At 58.5% G+C, this 21,314-nt stretch carries 17 protein-coding genes; 7 read left to right on the top strand and 10 right to left on the bottom strand.

The genetic code is table 11. The annotated features are described in order from the left end of the window. Positions 1-6 precede the first annotated feature (6 nt). The 10 genes from DFS28_RS14280 to yaaA all read right to left on the bottom strand — a co-directional run bounded on the left by DFS28_RS14280 (position 7) and on the right by yaaA (position 14,706). Complete coding sequence (locus DFS28_RS14280; protein ID WP_111450334.1) at positions 7-1,572, bottom strand: MBOAT family protein; 1,566 nt, start codon at positions 1,570-1,572, stop codon at positions 7-9. Between the two features lie 211 nt (positions 1,573-1,783). Beyond that, on the bottom strand, positions 1,784-2,917 hold the full coding sequence (locus DFS28_RS14275) for a mannuronate-specific alginate lyase (RefSeq protein ID WP_111450333.1): 1,134 nt from the start codon (positions 2,915-2,917) through the stop codon (positions 1,784-1,786). Between the two features lie 11 nt (positions 2,918-2,928). Then, positions 2,929-4,377 carry an alginate O-acetyltransferase gene (locus DFS28_RS14270; RefSeq protein WP_111450332.1) on the bottom strand — a complete coding sequence of 483 codons (1,449 nt, stop codon included), beginning with the start codon at positions 4,375-4,377 and terminating at the stop codon, positions 2,929-2,931. A 10-nt stretch (positions 4,378-4,387) separates the two neighbouring features. Beyond that, complete coding sequence (gene algG / locus DFS28_RS14265) at positions 4,388-5,977, bottom strand: mannuronan 5-epimerase AlgG (RefSeq protein ID WP_111450331.1); 1,590 nt, start codon at positions 5,975-5,977, stop codon at positions 4,388-4,390. 26 nt (positions 5,978-6,003) lie between these two features. Next, entirely contained in the window at positions 6,004-7,491 is a 1,488-nt protein-coding gene (locus DFS28_RS14260; protein ID WP_111450330.1) for an alginate export family protein, read from the bottom strand. Next, positions 7,488-8,894, bottom strand: a complete 1,407-nt coding sequence (gene algK / locus DFS28_RS14255) for an alginate biosynthesis TPR repeat lipoprotein AlgK (RefSeq protein ID WP_111450329.1) — start codon at positions 8,892-8,894, stop codon at positions 7,488-7,490. The genes DFS28_RS14260 and algK overlap by 4 nt, the downstream gene beginning before the upstream one ends. A gap of 12 nt (positions 8,895-8,906) precedes the next feature. After that, positions 8,907-10,076, bottom strand: a complete 1,170-nt coding sequence (locus tag DFS28_RS14250; RefSeq protein ID WP_111450328.1) for an alginate biosynthesis protein Alg44 — start codon at positions 10,074-10,076, stop codon at positions 8,907-8,909. Between the two features lie 35 nt (positions 10,077-10,111). Beyond that, on the bottom strand, positions 10,112-11,593 hold the full coding sequence (alg8, locus tag DFS28_RS14245) for a mannuronan synthase (RefSeq protein ID WP_371922175.1): 1,482 nt from the start codon (positions 11,591-11,593) through the stop codon (positions 10,112-10,114). A 210-nt stretch (positions 11,594-11,803) separates the two neighbouring features. Then, the gene (locus DFS28_RS14240; RefSeq protein WP_111450326.1) at positions 11,804-13,120 is read right to left on the bottom strand and encodes a nucleotide sugar dehydrogenase; all 1,317 of its coding nucleotides are present in this window, start codon (positions 13,118-13,120) and stop codon (positions 11,804-11,806) included. A gap of 806 nt (positions 13,121-13,926) precedes the next feature. Beyond that, positions 13,927-14,706: a peroxide stress protein YaaA gene (gene yaaA, locus DFS28_RS14235; RefSeq protein WP_111450325.1), complete on the bottom strand. Its 780-nt coding sequence runs from the start codon at positions 14,704-14,706 to the stop codon at positions 13,927-13,929. Between the two features lie 266 nt (positions 14,707-14,972). Here yaaA and DFS28_RS14225 point away from each other — a divergent pair, with 266 nt between their 5' ends. The 7 genes from DFS28_RS14225 (at position 14,973) to DFS28_RS14195 (ending at position 21,136) form a co-directional block, all read left to right on the top strand. Further along, a complete protein-coding gene (locus DFS28_RS14225) occupies positions 14,973-16,097 on the top strand; it encodes a polysaccharide deacetylase family protein (protein ID WP_111450323.1) in 1,125 nt (374 codons plus the stop codon). Positions 16,098-16,433: 336 nt separating this feature from the next. Then, entirely contained in the window at positions 16,434-17,828 is a 1,395-nt protein-coding gene (locus tag DFS28_RS14220) for a PhoH family protein (RefSeq protein ID WP_111450322.1), read from the top strand. Between the two features lie 241 nt (positions 17,829-18,069). After that, positions 18,070-18,543, top strand: coding sequence for a cyclic pyranopterin monophosphate synthase MoaC (moaC, locus tag DFS28_RS14215; protein WP_095132959.1), 474 nt, complete (start codon positions 18,070-18,072; stop codon positions 18,541-18,543). Next, entirely contained in the window at positions 18,540-18,782 is a 243-nt protein-coding gene (gene moaD / locus DFS28_RS14210) for a molybdopterin converting factor subunit 1 (protein WP_074873891.1), read from the top strand. Before moaC ends, moaD begins: the two co-directional genes overlap by 4 nt. A gap of 3 nt (positions 18,783-18,785) precedes the next feature. Continuing rightward, positions 18,786-19,238, top strand: coding sequence for a molybdopterin synthase catalytic subunit MoaE (gene moaE, locus DFS28_RS14205; RefSeq protein WP_111450321.1), 453 nt, complete (start codon positions 18,786-18,788; stop codon positions 19,236-19,238). Between the two features lie 321 nt (positions 19,239-19,559). After that, complete coding sequence (locus DFS28_RS14200; protein WP_111450320.1) at positions 19,560-20,336, top strand: ABC transporter substrate-binding protein; 777 nt, start codon at positions 19,560-19,562, stop codon at positions 20,334-20,336. Between the two features lie 290 nt (positions 20,337-20,626). Next, positions 20,627-21,136: a disulfide bond formation protein B gene (locus DFS28_RS14195; protein ID WP_111450319.1), complete on the top strand. Its 510-nt coding sequence runs from the start codon at positions 20,627-20,629 to the stop codon at positions 21,134-21,136. Positions 21,137-21,314 lie beyond the last annotated feature (178 nt).

The following is a 21,314-nucleotide window of genomic DNA, read 5'->3' as shown; positions in this document are numbered from 1 at the left end:
GATCCCTCAGAACTGGAAGTAAAGGAACGGCGAGAAGCTTTGCGCCGAGAGTTTGAAAATCGAGGCGATGAACAGCACCAGTACCAGCGTGCGCATCACGTAACGAGGCCAGTCGGCAGTCCAGTAGGCCGGTTGCACAGTCGCTTCAACGCCAACGGTGTAGCCAGGCTGGTGGATGCTGCCCGGGTTGTCGCCCGGTACGGCTTTGATCATTCCAGGGGTCGCGGCAGCCGGGCCATCGGCCCCGACGTTCACAACAGGCTTGGTCTTCTCAGGCGGCAGGTTGCTGTAGAAGTCACGAATGCCGAAGAACGCCAGGGTCATGTAAGCCACCACCAGGGTCGCTACTTGCAGGCCGGTGAGGCTGGCCGCGTTGAGTTCCGACAGGGACCATTCGCCGAAGCTGAACATCGCGCCGTACATACGAGCGGCGACGTGCAGGTTTTCCGAGCGGAAGATCACCCAGCCCATGACCACGAGCAGGAAAGTCAGCGCCCAGCGGATCGGGTTGATGCTGCGCGGCGAGGTATTCAGGCCCAGGGCTTTTTCGATCGCCAGCCACATGCCGTGCCAGGCGCCCCAGACGATGTAGGTGATGTTCGCGCCGTGCCACAGACCACCGAGCAGCATGGTCAGGAACAGGTTGCGATAGGTCATCAGCGTACCTTTACGGTTACCGCCCAGCGTGATGTACAGGTAGTCACGCAACCAGGTCGACAGGCTGATGTGCCAGCGACGCCAGAACTCGGTGATCGACTGGCTGATGTACGGCTGTTTGAAGTTTTCCATGAAGCGGAAACCCATCATCAAGCCCAGACCGATGGCCATGTCGCTGTAACCGGAGAAGTCGAAATACAGCTGCGCGGTGTAGGCCAGCGCGCCGAGCCAGGCATCGCCCGTGGTCGGGTGCTGCAAGGCGAAGCAATGGTCGGCCACGACCGCCAGGGTGTCGGCAATGAACACCTTCTTGATGAAACCCTGCATGAACCGCGTGCAGCCTTCGGAGAATTTGTCGAGGGTGTGGGTGCGGTTGTTGAACTGGTCGGCGAGATCGCGGAAGCGCAACACCGGACCGGCGATCAGGTGCGGGAAGATCGCCACGAAAGCGGCAAAGTCGATCAGGTTGCGGGTCGCCGGCGTGTCACCACGGTAGACGTCGATGATGTAGCTGATGGACTCGAAGATGTAGAACGAGATCCCGATCGGCAACAGTACGTGGGTCAGGATGAACGGCGACAGACCGACGGAGGTCATCATCGCGTTGATGCTGTCGACGCCGAAGTTGGCGTACTTGAAGTAGCCGAGAATGCACAGGTCGACGGCCACGCCCAGGAGCAACCAGCGTTGTGCCGGTTTGGTCCGAACGCCTGCGGCACCGACTTTGAGGCCGATCCAGTAGTTCCACAGCGTGACGGCTGCGAACAGCGCAAGGAAGTCCACACGCCACCACGCATAGAACACGTAGCTGGCGATCAGCAGCAGCAGGTTGCGATAGCGTATTCCGCTTAAGTAGTACATGCCGAGAAAGATCGGCAAGAACAAAAACAGGAACACGTTGGATGAAAATACCATCCCGGTCTCTCCATGTTTAACCAACAGTCAAGGGCCGCAGCCCCCCCAAACCCCCCACCGAAAACCGGAGGGCGTAACACACAATTCAAACCTGACACTGACCCTGTGGGAGCGGGCTTGCTCGCGAAAGCGGCCTGGCATTCAGCAATGTGTTTTCTGACACACCGCCTTCGCGAGCAAGCCCGCTCCCACAGGGGTTTTGCGTTTGGCTCTAGGAACCCTTTTTGCCCTTCTCATTCGCCGGGTCGTAGACCTTGGTCAGGTCACCCCCGAGGCGGAAAGTCTTGAATGGCTGCATTTCGTGCTTTTTCTCGAGCACATCCGGCGAGCAGGTGTAGAGCGAGCAGAACGGTTCGAGCCAGGCAAATTTCGAGTCGACCTTCAGGTCGGTCATGTCCTGTTCCTTACCGTTCTTCTGCTCGAATTCGTCCGGGTCTTTGACGCCCGCGAGCACTCGATCACCCAGGCGTTTCAATGCGCCGTTGTTTTCCTGACGCAAGTCCACACCGTTGACCTGAGCGAAACTGGCGATCATCGCGAGCGGCGGCAGGGCGTAGTTGTGGTAGGCGAGGGCGCGTTGCTGGCGCTTGAGTTCGTTGGGCAGATAACCCTGGGCGTCGATTTGATTGGCGCCGACCTTGAATTCCTTCACCGACCAGTCGAACAGGTCGCGACGGTTGGTGGCGATGGACGTTGCCATCACCGACCAGGCGGCCCAGTACGAATGGTTGTTGGTTTGTTCCAGCGGCAAGTTGTCCCAGTCGCTGACTACCTGATCGGCCATCTTGTTGAACCAGGCTTCAATCACCTGCGATTCTTGCAGATGATTCGCCAACGGATGGGAGTCGGAAAACTTCAGGCGAATGTACGAAGACGCCATGCTGCCCAAGGCCCATTTGCGCATCGACTTGCCGGTGTGGTTGAAGTCCTTGGACATTAACGCATCGGCCTTGGCCCAGGCGGTCAACCAGTTCAGCGTGCATTCGAGTTGTTCCGGACGACCGTCACGCATGAACTGCATCACGCGCTTGCTGGTGCCGCGTTCCAGTTTGGTGATGTCGGCGGTGCTGTCGCGAAAGGCTTTTTCCGACGCCTCGTTCAGGGTCGAACGGGCCTTGTCGGAACCTTCGTATTTGCTGCGAAATTGCAGCGAGCCGGTGTACGGCGTCGGCATCGCATCACAGCCTTCGCTCTTGTCGCCGGTTTTGACTTTTTCAATCGGCGCGAAATAACCCTGGGGTGGACGCAGGGGCGCGGCGGCCTGGGTGGCTCCGGCGAACATCGCCAGAGTCAGCAGGGACGGTGCGATCAATCTTTTCAAAGTTCGGGTTTGCATGCATGTCATAAGAGATTGCCTCACTGCCCGGCCTGAGCGGTACGCTGCCCAGTGCCAGGGAACACGTTGCGTTTGCAGATTTTCGCTTCGACTTTCTGTCCCGCGGCACCTGCTTCAGGGCCTTGGACTTCGACGGCCAGCAGATTCTGCGAGGCCCAGTCTTCGTCCGTGCGCAACTCAAAGGCGAAACGCCCGTCAGTGTCGGAGGTTTCCGGCTTTTCGATCTTGATGTCCTCGTGGCGGCCGTTCATGTACCAGAGGGTGGCTTGCAGAGTTTTCACCGACGGATCGGCGAAGCGGATATCAACCTGATGGCTGCTGTTTTGCAGGTTCAGGTTCTTGCTGTTGACCATCAATTCGTTCTTGCCCGGTTTCAACGTGGTGCTGCCGGTCATCTGTGCATCCTTTCCTTCGCAACCGTTGTCCAGCAGCGCCATCATCTGGCGGTAGATGGTTTCCTGGTCGAGGCGATAGAGCGGCGAGAATTCCCAGATCAGAATCTTCGGAGGCTTCTTCTGGAACTCTTCGCTGCCCAGGTACTGCAGCATCGAACCTTCCAGGCCACCGCCGGGGAACGCTACGTTGAGGATGTCGGCGCCGATGGCCTCTTCGAGGAAACCGGCGAAGTTGTAGTTCTTGCCACTGTGGCTGGTGCCGACCAGGGTGATCTCCGGATTGCCGGAATCACTGAACAGATCGCCATCAGCTGCTTCGCCTTTCGGCTCGGTGGTGAACTGATCCATGTACTGGATCGCGTAGCTGGTGCCACAGAGTTGACCAGCCATATTGTGTAACGTTCCGGTCTTGCCCATGCGACCCGACTTATGGCTCTCGAATTCGCGTTTCGGTACGTCGGCAAAGGCCGGCATTTTCTTGATTTGCTCGCCGACGATTTTCGCCGTGCGCTGGGCGCCATACGGCGTCCAGTGTTGGTCGCCCTGGAAGTAGAAGTCGTGGGCCGGCAGAGTGTCAGGCAGCGACTCGTTGGTCAGCGGCGACAGGTCCGGCACGGTGTAGCCCATGGCGGCGAAACGCCCGAGCATGGTCTTGTAGTTCCTCAAGGCCTTGTCGAAATCGTACTTGGCCTTCTCTTCCGGGTTGAGCTTGTTGCGGTTCACCAGACCACGGGTCGGCTGGTAAACGATGACCAGTTCAATGCCTTTGCTCTTGAACGCATCGTGCAGTTCTTTCATGCGCTTGTAGCCGGCGGGTGTGGTGTCGAATTCGGTGCGCAAGTCTTCTTGCGTACGGAACAGCCAATCGCCCTGAGCCTGCACCAGCGTGGTGAAGTTCTGCTGGTAACGCGTGGTGTAGTTCTTCGCGTCGTGGGCTTCCGGACACAGGTTGCAGCACGGTTCGGCGTTGAAGGTTGGTGCTTTGGCTTCATCGGCACGAGCGCCGGCGCTGGCCGCGAGAATGCCGGCGGTCAGGGCCGACAGGCTGAGTAATTTGATCAAGTGTGGGTGCATAAAATTATCCTCAGTCCCGTACTTTGGTCTGGCGTTCGACAGGGTCGATCAACACGGCTTTCTGCTGGCGCACCAGCAGGTCGAGAATTTCATCCTGGCGCTCGCCGAGAATCCCCGAGAAGCTGATGCCGCTGGATTTGGTCGGCGCAAGCATGGACACGCGATACAACTCCACGCTCAACGGCGAGTCGATGGACAGTGGGCCGCTGCCGTTGCCGGCCAGTTCGCCGCCGACCACGATCAGGGACACCTGGGCATCGAACGGGTCGAGCTTGATGTCCCGGTCGGTGTCGCTCAGGTCCTTGATGTGCCCGTAGACGCCGGTCAGGCCGTTGGCCATGGACAGGTTTTCGTAGAGGCGGATGTTCACGCTGTTACGAATCCGGATGCCGTGGCGTTGGTTGCTGATCACCTTGTTGCCGTAGATCAGGTTGTCGGCACTCTCGTAGAGGGTGATGCCGTCAGTGTGGTTCTTGTAGATCTCGTTGTAGGCGATCAGGTTGTTGACGCTGTTACGGTCGATCACCAGGCCCGACAACTTGTTGTCGTAGCTGCGGTTGTTGAAGATGAAGCTGTCGTTCACTTCACGGGAAATAATGATCCCGTGCTTCTTCTTGGTACCAAACACCGTGTTGTCGGCAATGATCAGACCGTGGGAACGGTCATGCGGGTCAATGCCGTAGACGATGTTGTCTTTGTAGGTGTTGCCCTTGACCACGAAGTCGCGGGTTTCGTAGCAGTAGAAGCCGTACCACATGTCCGAGAACTCGGAACCGACGATCCAGCCGCTCGGTTCAGGGCGCTTGAGCACCTTGGCCATGTTCGGCGTGTACTGGGAAATACTCACGCCATAGGACTTACTGTTGGCGTAGCCGAAACTGGCGATCTTGCTGTTGGCGATGTAAGTCTGGGTGCCGCCCCAGGACAGCAGGAACGGACGGAATTCCTTCGGCGACTTGAAGGCCGCCGGACCGTTTGCCTTCTCGCTCCAGCCAGTGATTTTGGTATCGCGCACGAATAGCTGGCCGTCGTTGACCAGGAACGAACCGCCCTCTTGGGACAGGCGCAGTTCCTGGGTCTGCTTGTCGATTTCCAGGATGCCTTTCTCACCCACCACGATCGGCAGCTTCGCCAGGAATACACCCGGCGAGGTTTCGCTGAAGTACTGCTTGGGTACTTTCTTGGCCAGATCCTTGAGGTTCATGTAGCCGTCGTCGATGAAAATCGCCTGCGGGATACCGTGCTGACGCACGACCCATTCGGCCATCTTGTTATCGCCGCCAATGAAGTCCTTCAGGGCGTTTTCCTGCATCATCCGGCGCACGCTGATTTTGCCGGCCTTGGTGCGCACGACTTTCGCGGCGATGGCTTCGGCGGTGTAGCCGGAGGTGTCCGGCAGCTTCGGCGCGGCCAGCTCCAGCGGCGCGGTCGGGGCGCTGCTGACGGTGTAGGTCTTGGCCTGTTGCAACCCTTTTGCAATGGTCGCCGGTTGCCCTTTTTGAACGGGCGAGGCCGGCTCCACTGTGGCGAAGGCTGCCGTGCTGGCCAGCAACATCGCGCCGGCCAGCAAGGTTATCGAGCCTCTCTTCGGACTGTTCATGTCAGGAACTCCCTTAGCGGTTTGCATCAGAAGCGCCAGATCACGTCGATAAACGCGCGGTGCATGTACGAGTCGACGCCTTTGCCATACGCATCGCCGGGCTTGAACACACCACCACGCAACCGCACCAGGGCCGAAGGCTCATCGATCGACTGGCTCAAGGAGGCGGGCAGCAGGCCTTGCTTGAAGTACTTGGTGACGACCACGTCCATTTCCTGACCGAGGTCTTTGTTGCCATCTTCCAGCGGCAGGGACGTGCTGGACAGAATTGCGCCGGTCGCGTCGTCGGTGTTGTTCTCGACGGCGTTGATGCCGTTGCTGCCGACAGGCTTGTTGCCGTCTACGCGCCAGAATTTGTGGTAGATCACGCTGGCGTCGTATTCGTCGTTGAGCATCCACGAACCGAACAGGGTGGCGGACTGCATGTTTTGCATTTCGCCACGGAAGGCTTCGCCGAAACGGTGAACCCGCGAGCGAGTACCGGTGTAGTTCGAGCGGTTGCTTTCCAGGCCGTTCTGTTCGTATTCGGCGCTGGCACGGGCATAGGCTGCACCGACTTGCCATTGCGGATCGAGGCGCAGACGCACGCCCAGGTCAGTGGCCCAGCCATCTACATTGCCACTGGTTTTGGCTTGTGCTGGAGCGGTGCCATCGGCGTTGAGCGGGTTGACCTTGTCGCGGTCGCCGCTCATACCGGTCACGCTTCCCCAGTAGTTGACGGTGTTGGTGTTGCGCCAGTTGTAGGCATCGCTGTCGGCGGTAAGGCCGAGCCAGCTGATGTCGCCATTCTGTTTCTTGTCCAGGGAATCGGCGGGAACACCCGGCTGCGCGTAGTCGAGCTTGCCGTCATCGTGGGTGTGATGACCGCGAATGCCGACCCAGTTGCCCGGGGTCCACTGGTACGCCGCATCGGCGAAAGCGTGCAGGCGATCCTTGTCCTTGGGCGCGAGTTCTGTGAGGTCGGTGCGGTACTCGCTGAAGCGTTCGGCAACACCGGCGTTGGCGCGCAACAGGGTGGTGTCGAAGGTCCAGTTCAGGGCTTCGATGTTGGTGTCGCGCCATTGGCCATCGTCATTGTGCAGGCGCTGGCGACCGAGCTTGAGCATCTCGCCGGGGTAGGGTGTAAGGCCTCTGTAGCCGACCCAGAACTCACGCATCGCCAGGTAGTTTTTCTTGCTTTTGCGATCACCGTTGTCGGTGGCCTGTGTGCCGTCGCTGTCGGACTGTTGCAAGGTGTCCGTCTCGATGATGTCGGTGGACGTCACCGCCTGACCCATGGCGTAGGCGCTCCACGCGCCGCTCTCGCCGTAGACCCATGGACGCAGGTCGAGGCCGACGCCGTTGACGTCGCCGCCGCTCGCCGTACCGAGGTCAGTGTCGTCTTCGGACTGGGCGGTGACTTTCACGTCAAGGCCGTAGTTCTTGCTTTCAGTCAGGGCCGCCAGGGTCGGGCACGACCACAGCAGGGCAAATGACAGGCCAATACCGGCCTTAACGAATGGATTCAACTTCATAGGGATTCCTCGCCGTCTTCTTCTTCCAGGGCATGCAGTTCCAGCGTGTTCTGACTCAAGGCACCACGAACGGCCTGTTCTTGTTTCAACAGGCGTTGGGCCTCGGCGAGCTGGGCAGGCGGCAGTTGGGTTTCGAGTGTTTGCGCAAGCTCGGTGGCTTGCGGGGTGTTCTGGACCTTGGCCAATTGGCTGAAGACATAAGCGTTAAGGGGGTCGGGCCGGGTGCCCTTGCCTTGGGAGAACAGTTGGGCAATGGCGAAGTCGGCGCTGTTCTGGCCGTTACGCGCAGCCTTGAGCAGGTGATCCAGCGCTTTCTGCGGATAGACTTTGCCCAGGTAACCGCGACGGTAGATCTGGCCGAGGTAGTAATCGGCGGCCACTTCTCTGTCGACGGCTTTCTTGAAGTGTTCTTCGGCGACCTTCGCGTCGGCCGGCACCATTTTGCCTTCGTAGTAGAGCTTGCCCAGCAGCAGTTCCGCGCGCGGCTGGTCGGCGGCGCGGCCGTTGTCCAGGTACTTCATCATCGTGTCGACGTCACCCAGTTCCGGGAAGTCGTAGAGCAATTGCGCCAGGCTGACCCAGGAAGCGGGGTAGCCGGGTGCGATGCCTTCGAGCAGCGACTGGGCGGTTTTCTCGTCGGTCGTGCCCAGGGATGCATCGCCCAGTACGCGAGCCACGCTGTCCACCCGCTGGGCGGAAACCGCACCGCGAGCCTGAGCGGCTTGCATTTGCTTGATCAGCTCGGCCTGTTTCTCTGGCTGGGCTTTTTTCTGATAGACCGTGGCCAGTTCGACGTAGCAGATGTCGGTGGTGTTCAACGCGGCTTTGCAGATCGATTCCACTTCGTCCAGGTGCTGGTCGTAAGTGCCCTGGGTGCGATAGAGCAGCACTTGGGCCAGGCCCGCTTCCGGCTTGCCTTCGGCGCGCCATTGGCTGATCTGCTGTTGTGCATTGACGTTCGGGAAACTGTGCGGGTATTGCAGGTACAGCATCGCCAGCGGGATCAGGGTGTTGCCTTCACCATTGGCCGAGGCTTTTTTCAACAGGCCTTCGGCTTCGTGCTGTTCGGCTTCGGTGGAGCCGGGTTTGGCCACCAGCAGACGACCCAGGCGAGCCTGAGCTCGCGGCGAGACGCTGGCCGCGGCGCGATAAGTCGCCTCGGCTTTCTTGATCTGCGCCGGGTCATGGCTGTCGACCTGGATATCGGCGAGGCCAACCTGTGCTTCGCTGTAGCCCAGGTCTGCCAATTGCTGGTAATTCTGCGCCGCCAGCGTGGTATCACCGCGCTTGAGGGCTTCGTTGGCCAGACGCTGGTCGGGCAGGCCGGCGCATCCGGCCAGGGCAATTGCCATGGCCAGAGTTAGCGGAACTGGCAGGATTCTGAGTGGGCTAGTCACGGGCATGTCCTCTTGTTTTTAACGACCGGCGGCCATGGCTTTGTCGATCAGCCAGTTCAGGTTCGGACCACGGGTGGCGTTGACTTCAACCGGGCGACCGGCGAATTTGCTGTCCAGCGGCTCGTCAGGCTTGATCATCACGCGGATGTCGGACGACAGGTCGGCGCTTTTCAGGCTGGTGCTGCTGACGATCGTGCCGGAGCGGGTTTTGTCTTCGCCGGCGATCTGGAAGCTGACCGAGCTGCCTGGCAACACGTCGGCGAACTGGCGATAGGAGAAGCGCGCTTCAACGTTGGCTTCGCTGTTACGCGGCACCAGTTGGAAGATCACGTCACCTTTGCTGGCGTACTGACCGTTGGCGACCATTTGCTGCGCTACGGTGCAATCGCACGGCGACGTCAGGGTGCCGGTCATTTGCTTGCCGAACAGTTCTTCAACCTTGGCTGGTTGCAATTGATTGTCGTCAAGATGGCCCTTGAGCACATCGAGCATGCTGGTGCTGAAGGTCGCGAGCGGCGCGCCCTTGGCGGCAACGCCGTCGGGCTTGATCAGGCTCTGCACCGTGCCATCGCGCGGCATGGTGATGTTCATGCCCGCCACGCTGACCAGACCGGCCTGGGCGTGGCTGATGAAGTACATGCCGTACACCGACTTGAAGATGAAGCCGAATGCCGTCAGACCGACGAGGAAGATCGCCAAGCTGAAGGTCACTGCACGCAGACGACCGAACGGGGTCATGCCGTGGCCGCCATCCTTGGTCTTGCGCGCCTTGGTGAAGTTGTCGCGTTGCAGGGTGGCCAGCACTTCACCCATGGTGACGATGTCGCCGGCCAGGTGAGAAGTGATCAGGTGGCGCAGGGTGGAAATGTCCTGGGATTCGAGGTTCTGGAACTGGCAACCGGTACGGCCGGTTTCGCGGTCGTGGGAGCGCACCAGTAACTCGACGTCCATGGCCAGGCCGAGGTTATCGATGACGAACTGCAGGCGAGCCTTGTACACGTCACCGATCTTCAGTGGCAGCTGACCGGCGTTGAAAGCCAGGCCGCCAGCGGAGAGGTCGATGACCCGAGCTTCGACCGGGGTCCGGTCAGGACCGAAGAAACGCAGCTTGGCCGGAATTTTTACTCGGGCGTGTTGGCGCTGGGCTTCTGATTCATGCACTACGTTGGCGTTGACGGCGGTATTCATATGGGCGATTTCCTAGTTAATTCAGGCGAGTTCGGTCAGACCATCATCAACAGCACAGCAACAAAAATGCTGCCGGCGGAGAAGGTCATGGTCCGAGACGACCAAGTGTTGAACCAACCTTGAAAGCTGGCGAGATCACGGGTCAGGGAAGTGGGCTGGCGACTCCAGGACTGTCGGTCGAGGCGGAAGAACACGTAGATCTTCACCAGCGCGCCGACGATCTGGTTGTAATAGAGAATCACCGGGTAGGCCGGGCCGATCGTGTGACCGGACAAAGACAGCAGCACGGTCAGGATCAGGCGGGTAATGCCGATCCACAGCAGGTAAACCAGGATGAACGCGATGCCGTACTTGAAGCTGGCGATGAGCGCGACGGTCAGGCCCAGCAGCGACGTCCACATCGACACACGCTGGTCAAACAGCACCACCGAGGTGAACAGGCCGAGACGTTTCATCCCCAGGCCCAAGGCGCGGGAGTTCTGCCGCAGGTTGTTGCCGTACCAGCGGAACATCAGTTTGCGGCTGGCCTTGATGAAGCTTTTTTCCGGCGGGTGTTCCACGGTATGAATGGCGGCGTCCGGCACATAAAACGTGTCGTAGCCCATGCGCATCAAGCTGAACCAGCTCGACTTGTCATCACCGGTGAGGAACTTGAAGCGACCCAGGCGCCAGTGTTGCAGCGAGTCGCTTTCCACGTCGGCGATGAATTCCGGGTTGGTCACCACAGTGGCGCGGAATACCGACATCCGCCCGGTCATGGTCAGTACGCGCTTGGACAGGGCCATCGAGCACATGTTGATGTGGCGCTGGGCGAAGCGCAGTTTGTGCCATTCGCTCATGATGTAGCCGCCGCGCACTTCGCAGAACTCGTTGGTGGTCAGGCCGCCGACATTGCCGAACAGCTGGAACCACGGCACGGTCTTGAGCACGACGCCTTCGGCGAGCACGGTGTCGCCATCGATCACTGCAACCACTGCGCGGTCGTCCGGCAGGTGGCGGGAGATGGCGCGGAAACCGTAGGCCAGGCCGTCACGCTTGCCAGTGCCGGGAATGCGCACGAAGTCGAGCTTGACGCGAGCCGGTGGGTTCATTTTGACCCAAAGGCTTTTCACCAGCTTCTCATCGGACATTTCCACGATGGAGCAGACCATGGTGGTCGGCAGTCCGCAGTCGATCGCTTCGCGAATTACCGAGGCGTAGACCTGGGCGGTGGTCAGCGCGTCGATACGAAAACTGGTGACCATCAGAAACACATGGGACGGGTCTGCCGCTTTACCCAGCTTGCGCACTTTGCGCCGCAGGTGCGGGTAGACCACGTACAGAAACAGCATGCCGCGCAAAAAGTGCGTGGCACCCATCGAGTAGCGCCAGATACCGACGATACCGATCAGGAAGATGAAGTCCTTCGACTCGGAGTCGAACGTGGACGCAGGCAACGCCATGGCGATGCCCATCAAAATACTTAAGTAAAACAGCCAACCGGCGGCCTGAAGTAGGCCGTGCTTTAGCCTGTGCATAATCTGCATCCGTCTCTATCTCGGGCGAGCCTGTGGGGTGGCCCGATGGGGTTAAGGCAGGCTTACGAAAACTGGCGACATCCGGTCTGGATGACGCCAGAAATCCTGTAGGAGCTGGCGAAGCCTGCGATCTTTTGATCTTTCGCTTGAAACTCAAGTGGACCTGGAAAGATCGCAGCCTCGTTTCACTCGACAGCTCCTACGACCGCATTACCAGCAGATGCCTTCGGTCCGGCCACTTACGCTGGTGGCCTGGGACATGAAGCCGACCAGGTCGATCACTTGCTTGCCGTGTGGAGCGTTCTGCGCCAGGGCGCGGAATTTCTCGTCACGGTTGCCAAGGATGATCACGTCGGAGTTGTTGATCACGTCGTCGAAATCGGAGTTGAGCAAGGACGAGACGTGAGGGATCTTCGACTCGATGTAATCCTTGTTCGCACCGTGGACACGGGCGTATTCGACGTTGGTGTCGTAGATGCTCAGTTCGTAACCCTTGCCGATCAGCATTTCCGCCAGATCAACCAGCGGGCTTTCGCGCAGGTCGTCAGTACCGGCCTTGAAGCTCAGACCCAGCAGGGCGACTTTGCGTTTGCCGTGGCTGGAGACGATGTCGAAAGCGTTCTGCACCTGGGACTCGTTACTGCGCATCAGCGAGTTGAGCAGTGGTGCTTCCACGTCCAGGGAACCGGCGCGGTAGGTCAGGGCGCGAACGTCCTTCGGCAGGCAGGAACCGCCGAACGCGAAACCAGGGCGCATGTAGTACTGGGACAGGTTCAGCGTCTTGTCCTGGCAAACCACTTCCATCACTTCGCGACCATCGACGCCGACAGCCTTGGCGATGTTGCCGATCTCGTTGGCGAAGGTCACCTTGGTGGCGTGCCACACGTTGCAGGTGTACTTGATCATCTCGGCCACTGCGATGTCCTTGCGGATGATCGGAGCGTCGAGTTCTTCGTACAGCGATTGCAGAACGTCACCCGAAGCCTTGTCGAACTCGCCGATGACGGTCATTGGCGGCAGGTCGTAGTCGGCGATCGCGGTGCTTTCACGCAGGAACTCAGGGTTCACTGCAACGCCGAAGTCGACGCCGGCTTTCTTGCCAGAGCAGTCTTCGAGGATCGGGATCACTACGTTTGCCACAGTGCCTGGCAGTACGGTGCTGCGAACCACGATGGTGTGACGGGTGGTCTTGTCACGCAGGACAAAACCGATCTCGCGGCACACAGCTTCGATGTAGTTCAGTTCCAGGTCGCCGTTCTTCTTGCTCGGCGTGCCGACGCAGATCATCGACAGGTCGGTGTCGCGAATCGCCTCGGCGAAGTTGGTCGTGCCGCGCAATTTGCCCGTCTCGATACCCTTCTGCAGAAGCTCGCCCAGACCCGGTTCAACGATCGGCGATTTACCGGCGTTGATCATATCGATTTTGTCTTTGGCAACATCGACGCCAACGACGTCATGGCCCCGTGCAGACAGGCAACCGGCACATACTGCGCCGACGTAACCCAAACCAAATATGCTGATGCGCATCGCAATTACCTCTGTGTTTATCAAGCCATTACATGGCCGGAGTTAATGGTGTTCAGCGGTCGAAGTGCACTCGGAAGTGCGCCTTAAAGGCGTCACAATGCCGCGTGCAGGCATATAAGTTCCGAGTGTCTAAATAAGTGCACTCAAGATGTGCGCAACTAGGCTTTTATTGTTATGGCGTGCCCTGTTATGCAGCAGGTCTTCTAATCAGAAGACATTCGTGCAAAGGTCTTGCGCGCTCAATGCCAGGCCAGAAGCCCGTAAATCAAGCGGTTGGGTGCTCAGGTGAGCACGTTTATAGGGGCGCAGCCTTGGCCTTGTAGGGGATATTTCTGATGTTTATCTCCTGTCCTTCATGTGTTGCCCAAATCAGGGATCAGTAAGCAGAAGTTAATGTGACAACTTTGCTATGTGAATCTCTTCTCTGCGTAAGTCATCTCGTACAAGCTCAGAGAGAATGGTTACCGGTGGTATGAGCGACGCATTTGGACATAGTTCCTGTCCGCCCATCGCGAATTCTGAAATTTCTTGAAATATTGAAAAAGATGGCACTGCTTTCATATTGATAGCAACACCTGTTTGGCCCTTGATACATAGGGTTATTGTCGGATTAGATAGTTATGTGCCACTACCGATAAAAAATTTCAGTGCCACTACTGAAAAATTTCAACAAAGTCGAGTGAAACTAAAGTTAGAAAATCAGGCGATGGATTTTTGACGTCAGTAAGGTGACGAATGAGGCGGGGAATTGTTGGACGATTGGACGTGGCGCACGACCCGTAATGAGGCGTGCGCCAGCCGGGTGTTTACTCGGGGGCGTGATCGCGCAGGAACACCAGATTGTCCGGTTTCGACTGCTCGGCGCTGTAGCGATAACCTTGTGCATCGAACTGCTTGAGGGCTTGCGGGTCGTTGATGCGCTCTTCAATGACGAAGCGACTCATCATGCCGCGGGCCTTTTTCGCGTAGAAGCTGATGATCTTGTACTGGCCGTTCTTCAGGTCCTTGAATTCGGTATTGATGATGCGCGCGTTCAGGGCGTTGCGTTTGACTGCCGAGAAGTACTCGTTGGAGGCCAGGTTCAGCAGCACGTCATCGCCTTGATCGGCCAGGGCTTCATTCAACCATTCGCTGATCCGTGTGCCCCAGAAGGCATACAAGTCCTTGCCACGGGCATTCGCCAGTTTGGTGCCCATCTCCAGTCGATATGGCTGCATCAGGTCCAGTGGGCGCAGCAGGCCGTACAGGCCGGACAACATGCGCAAGTGCTGCTGGGCGTAATCGAAATCGGCCTCGCTGAAGGTTTGAGCATTCAACCCGGTGTAGACGTCGCCCTTGAAGGCGAGCAGTGCCTGCTTGGCGTTTTCTGGAGTGAACGCGGGGGTCCAGCTGCCGAAACGCACGGCGTTGAGCCCGCCGATCTTGTCGGAGACGTGCATCAACTCGCTGATCTGCGCAGGGGCCAGCTCGCGCAATTGCAGGATCAGCTCCTGGGAATGGTCGAGATATTGTGGCTGGGTGAAGCGCTGGGTCGCCGGCGGTGTTTCGTAATCGAGGGTCTTGGCGGGGGAAATCACCATCAGCATGAAGTCGTCTCCTTTAATCGTGGGGGCGATTCTAGGGGGTTGTCCTTGTTGACTCCAGCTATCAAGTCCATAGGTGATGATCGGCGGCAATCGGCAATCCCTGTGGGAGCGGGCTTGCTCGCGAAAGCGGTGGGTCAGGCGCCATCGATGTTGAATGTTCCGCCGCCTTCGCGAGCAAGCCCGCTCCCACAGTGGGTCGCGGTGCTGCGGGAATGTGGCTGCGATCAGCTATAGTGCCGCGCGGGTTTTGTTATGGAGACATCCCATTGCGTATCGTTTTTCTATTCTCGGCCTGGCTGTTGAGCTTTGGTGCCATGGCGGCGTCGGGCGATGTGGCGACGCTTGATCGCAGCAGCTGGCCTGAACAGCTCAACAGCCCGACCCTGTTTGATGTGGCGTCACGGGCCGAGATCCTCATGTTTTCTCGCGTCCTGTTGGCCAGCGAATCCCTGGATGAAGTGAGCCTGGCCCAGCGCCTGGGATTGCGTACGGTCAATCTGGAATCGATCAACAATCTGCGCCAGCGCATGTGGCAGAGGCTGCTGACCAACTACAACTACGCCCAGCAGAGCTGCGATCAGGATGCTTCCTTCTGTTTCCTGGTCGAGGACATGGACACCCTGCGCCAGCAAGCCGCGAAGTTTCAGGTCAGCGATGAGAGTTACTACATAAAGTGGGCCGAGCCGAGCCGACTGTTCCACGCCCAGTACCTGGACGAGCAATTGCGCAAGGCAGCGCTGTTTCCGCAAACCAGCAGCGAAGTCGATCGTTTTGGCGACTATGAGCGCAACGGCGATCAAATGCATGACCGGCTGTTTTTGCTGACCTTCGACAGCGCCGCCAATACCGCGCCGGATAACACCGCCTGGGCCACGGAATACCTGCGCAAGTCGAACATGAGTGGCACGTTCTTCGTCCTCGGCAAGGACATCCAGGCCCGTCTGGCCGATCGTTCGGTAGCTAGCCTGCAAGCGACGTACTCGAAGCAGTGCATTGGCGTGCAAGGTTGGGAATTTCGCTCACACAGCCACTGGCAGGACTGGCAGGATTCGGTGCGACGCAGCGCCGAACTGGTCAAAAACAAACTGCCCGAGAACTACGTGCCGTTGTTTCGGCCGCCCGACGGTCAGCGTCGGTCCGATGCTGAAGGATTCTTCAAATCCCAGGGTTTGCAGGTGGCGCTGTGGGATATCGATGCCCAGGACGGCGCGGGCAAGCTGAAAGCCAATCAGAGCGCGCAACGGGTGTTGAGCCTGATGTTGTTGTGGCGCCACGGGGTGATCAACTTCAACGTGAAGCAGGATGCGCTGAAAACGGCGATGCCCTGGCTCATCACGCAAACGGCGCAAAGCGGTATCGGCTGGGAAGACTGTCAGGACGCGTTTCGCTGAAAACGACGAAAGGCCGTAAACGTTGGGGATGGGGTGGTTTTGGACGAGAATTCGGTGCAGGCGGACTTCCGACTTTAACGGGGTGATGGCAATCCGCCTAGTGCTATTGGTCACTCTGAAAAATAAACTTCAAAAAAACGTCAAAGTACTTTTTTCTGTCACAGGTTTTGGAGTATTACGAAGACAGACCGCCGAAACCTGCAGACAGGTGGCGTCTTCCAAGACCCCAATTTGTGTGCAGTTCACTTGACTCCTCGCAGGTGAATTCGGTGGCCACTTCGAGGCGCAGCACTGTAACGGTATTGCGTCGACTGGCTCCCACAAAGGTGACCGAGTATGGATGATCACGGACGTAATTCTTCCTCCAACCAGCCAATCCTTTATGTACTCGATACCAACGTATTGATTCACGATCCAAACGCCCTGCTTAACTTCGAAGAACACCACGTCGCCATCCCGATGACCGTGCTTGAAGAGCTCGACAAGCTCAAGAGCGGGCATCACAGCGTGGCTGCGGAATGCCGTCAGGCGATTCGTCTGATCGACAAGACCCTGGGCGATGCCAGTCCTGAAGACGTCGAGCTCGGCGTCCCGATCCAGCGTGGCAAAAGCGGACCGAAGGGTTTGCTGTCAATTCTGATGAGCAAGCGTGCAGAACCGAACCTCATTCTGCCCGAGCACCTGAACGACAACATCATCATCAACCAGTTGATCGACCTGCACGCACGCGAACCAAAGCTGCCCGTGGTGCTGGTCACCAAAGACATCAACATGCGCCTCAAGGCCCGGGCTTGCGGGATCGCGGCCGAGGACTACAGCACCGACCAACTGGTCGACGACGTGTCGCTGCTGCCCAACGGTTATCACAACATGACCGGCTCCTTCTGGGACCGGGTGAGGAATGTCGATACCCGTCAGGACCATGGCCGCACCTGGCACCAGGTTCAGTTGATCGACAACCTGCCGGCGGTGCACGTTAACGAGTTCATCATCGATGAACAGGGCTTTGTCGGCTGGATCAAGGAGATCGAGGAAGACAAGCTGCTGATTCTCGACCTGCATCAGGAACCCCTGTTGCACCAGGAAGCCTGGGGCCTGAAACCGCGTGACATCTATCAAAGCCTGGCGCTGTACGCCTTGCTCGACCCGGATATTCACCTGGTCAACCTGACCGGGGCAGCCGGTTCCGGTAAAACCATCCTCGCACTGGCGGCGGCGATCGAGCAGACCATGGTCAGCAAACGCTACCGCCGGATCATCGCGACCCGAAGCGTGCAGGGCCTGGACCAGGAGATCGGTTTCCTGCCCGGCACTGAAGCGGAAAAAATGGAGCCTTGGCTGGGCGCCATCACCGACAACCTCGAAGCCTTGCACATGGATGACGAAAACACCCATGGCAGTGTCGATTACATCCTCAGCAAAGTGCCGTTGCAGTTCAAATCCCTCAACTACATTCGAGGCCGCAGCTTCCAGCAGAGTCTGATCCTGATCGATGAATGCCAGAACCTCACGCCGCACCAGATGAAAACCATCATCACCCGTGCCGGCGCCGGTTCCAAAGTGGTGTGCCTGGGTAACCTGGCGCAGATCGACACCCCTTACCTGTCCGCGACCAGTTCCGGGCTGACGTACCTGACAGAGCGCTTCAAGGATTTCCCCAACGGTGTGCACATCACCCTGCAAGGGGTGCCGCGTTCGATTCTGGCCGAATACGCCGAATCGCATTTGTAACAACCCCCACCCAAACCGGGCGGCCTAAAAGCCGCCCGGTTTTTTATGCCTCACACATAACCCTTGTAGGAGCATGGCTTGCCCGCGATGGCGGCGTATCAGTCGGCATCATTATTGACTGACACGCCGCCATCGCGGGCAAGCCATGCTCCTACAAGAGTTATGTGGTGGTCTGGTAATCAAACGTGCGGAATTTTGACCCACAGGTTTACAATCGGGGCTCCTGATCAGGAGTATCCCTGTGCTGACTCATCTCGATTCCCAAGGTCGCGCCCATATGGTCGACGTCACTGAAAAAGCCGTGACGTTCCGTGAAGCAACGGCCCAAGCGCTTGTGCGCATGCTGCCCGAAACCCTGCAGATGATCGTCAGCGGCGGTCACCCCAAGGGTGATGTGTTCGCCGTGGCGCGTATCGCCGGCATTCAGGCGGCGAAGAAAACCAGCGATCTGATCCCTCTGTGCCATCCGTTGCTGCTCACCGGCGTCAAGGTCGAGCTCAGTGCCGAAGGCGATGACACCGTGCGCATTGTCGCGCGCTGCAAGTTGTCCGGGCAGACCGGCGTAGAGATGGAAGCCCTGACCGCCGCCAGCGTCGCGGCGCTGACTATCTACGACATGTGCAAAGCCGTGGATCGCGGCATGACCATTGAAAGCGTGCGCCTGCTTGAGAAGCTCGGCGGCAAGAGCGGCCATTTCCAGGCGGATCAACCATGAACGTCACCGTGAAGTTTTTTGCCCGTTACCGTGAGGCGCTCGGCGTGGACTCGGTGAAGGTTGAAGGTGATTTCGCCACGGTCGACGATGTGCGTGCGCTGCTGGCCCGGCGTGACGGTGCCGAAGTGTTGAGCGAGCAAAACTTGATGTGCGCCCGCAACGAAGACCTGTGCCAGCTCGATGAGCCGGTAAGCGATGGCGATGAAGTGGCATTTTTCCCGACCGTGACCGGAGGCTGAGCCATGGCGATTCGCGTGCAATCCACGGCGTTCGATCCGGGTGCTGAAGTCAATGCCATGCACGCCGCCAATGTGGGCGTTGGTGCGGTGGTGAGTTTTGTCGGCTATGTTCGCGACTTCAATGACGGACTCGACGTCGCCGGGATGTTCCTTGAGCACTACCCGGGCATGACCGAAAAAGCCCTCGCCAAGATATCCACAGAAGCCGAGCAGCGCTGGCCGCTGCTCAAGCTTGAAGTGCTGCATCGCATCGGCGCCCTGGAACCGGGTGAGCCGATTGTCTTTGTCGGCGCCGCCAGCGCCCACCGCCAGGCCGCGTTCGACGCCTGCGCCTTTGTCATGGACTACCTGAAAACCCGCGCTCCGTTCTGGAAGAAAGAAAACACCCCTGACGGGTCGCGTTGGGTTGAAGGGCGGGACAGCGATCATGCGGCGGCGGATCGCTGGAAGCAGTAAACAGCCAGTCAGTTCTTCATTGACTGTCCGTCCGCCTTCGCGAGCAAGCCCGCTCCCACAGGGAATCTATGTCGTACACAGAATTTGTGTACATGAAGATCAAATGTGGGAGCGGGCTTGCTCGCGAAGAGGCCAGTAGCAACACTTACTTCCCCCCCTCTGATTCCCTCCCGACCATCGGCGACCACATCGTCAAGAACCCCGATTGACGATCAATACATAAAAGTCCAGTATGGATTTATAAGTACAAAAAAGCGCTTCCCCCGTTTCTGCTCTTTCTTCTGTCTTGCCAAACCAACAACAACCCGCGAGAGAACGAATATGAAGAAATTCCCCCTCATCACCGGTCTGGCTCTGAGCCTGTTGGCGTGCAGTTCCCTGTTCGCCGCCGATAAAACCCTGCGCATCGGCATCGAAGCGGCTTATCCACCGTTCGCGTCCAAAACCGATAAAGGTGAGATTGTCGGGTTCGACTACGACATCGGCAATGCCCTGTGCGCGCAGATGAAGGCCAAGTGCGTCTGGGTCGAAGGTGAGTTCGACGGTCTGATTCCTTCCCTTAAAGTGAAGAAAATCGACATGGCGCTGTCGTCCATGACCATCAACGAAGACCGTAAGAAGTCGGTGGACTTCACCCACAAGTACTACTTCACCTCATCGCGACTGGTGATGAAGGACGGCGCGGTCGTGGATGATCAGTACGCCAGCCTCAAGGGCAAGACGGTCGGCGTGCAGCGCGCAACCACCACTGACCGTTACGCCACTGAGGTTTTTGAACCGAAAGGTATCAACGTCAAGCGCTACGGCAACAACGAAGAGATCTACATGGATCTGGCGGCCGGTCGCCTCGACGCCATTTTTGCCGACACCATCCCGCTGAATGACTTCCTGACGATGCCGCGTGGCAAGGGGTATGCCTTTGTCGGGCCGGAGCTCAAGGATCCGAAATACGTGGGTGAGGGCGCCGGGATTGCGGTGCGCAAGGGCAACACCGAGTTGGTCTCCGAGCTGAACACGGCCATCGACGGTATTCGCGCCAGCGGCGAGTACCAGAAGATTTCAGAGAAGTACTTCAAGTCTGATATCTACGGCGACTGATCAATCGCATCGCCAGCAGGCTGGCTCCCACAGTTGAATGCATTCCAAAATGGGTCAGCCTGTGAATGCATTCCAAAATGGGCCAGCCTGTGAATGCACTCCAAAGTGGGAGCCAGCCTGCTGGCGATACGGTCGCGGAATCATGCAAATCTCTGGAAATAACCCGAATTTAATCCCTTCTTAACCGGCTCGTCGTCTATTCCCCGATACCCCGCTGCGCGCGCCGGACTCTCAAAGGTCAGGGCCAGCGTGTAGACTTCTGGGCAATCGATATTTAGAAGGGAAACGCAATGAGCGAGGAAACGATGCGGTTGGGCCGTGAACGGCGCTATCTGGTGTTGCTGGGCATCATCTGCCTGGCGCTGATCGGTGGCGCGCTGTACATGCAAATTGTTCTGGGTGAAGCGCCATGCCCGCTGTGCATCCTGCAACGTTATGCGTTGCTGCTGATCGCGCTCTTCGCGTTCATCGGTGCGGCCATGCGCACCCGCCGCAGCATCACGGTATTTGAAACCCTGGTGGTGATCTGCGCCCTGGCAGGCGTCGGGGTGGCCGGGCATCACGTCTATACCCAGTTCTATCCGGCGGTCAGCTGCGGCATCGATGTACTGCAACCGATTGTCGACGGTTTGCCTCTGGCGAAGATCTTCCCGCTGGGCTTTCAGGTCGACGGCTTCTGCTCCACGCCGTACCCGCCGATCCTCGGTCTGTCGCTTGCACAGTGGGCGCTGCTAGCCTTTGTGCTGGTCGTGGTGCTGGTGCCGCTGCTCACGTTGCGTAACCGTAAAGCGCTGCGCTGAAGTCATCCGGCGCATCGCTGCCACACAAAAAAAAGCCCCGGCCCTCGTTGAGGGGGCCGGGGCGTTTTGCATTTCAGGGCACGGGTGAAATGACCTTGATGCGCGACAAGTATGGGTGCGGCACGTGTGCGACATGTTGTCACAGCGGGAGTGTCGCAAGGCATTTCAGGGCGCCGAA

This window comes from Pseudomonas sp. 478 (genome assembly GCF_003254125.1).
GTDB lineage: Bacteria > Pseudomonadota > Gammaproteobacteria > Pseudomonadales > Pseudomonadaceae > Aquipseudomonas.
Note: the sequence above shows the minus strand (reverse complement) of the source record. Positions and strands in the feature narration are given on the sequence as shown.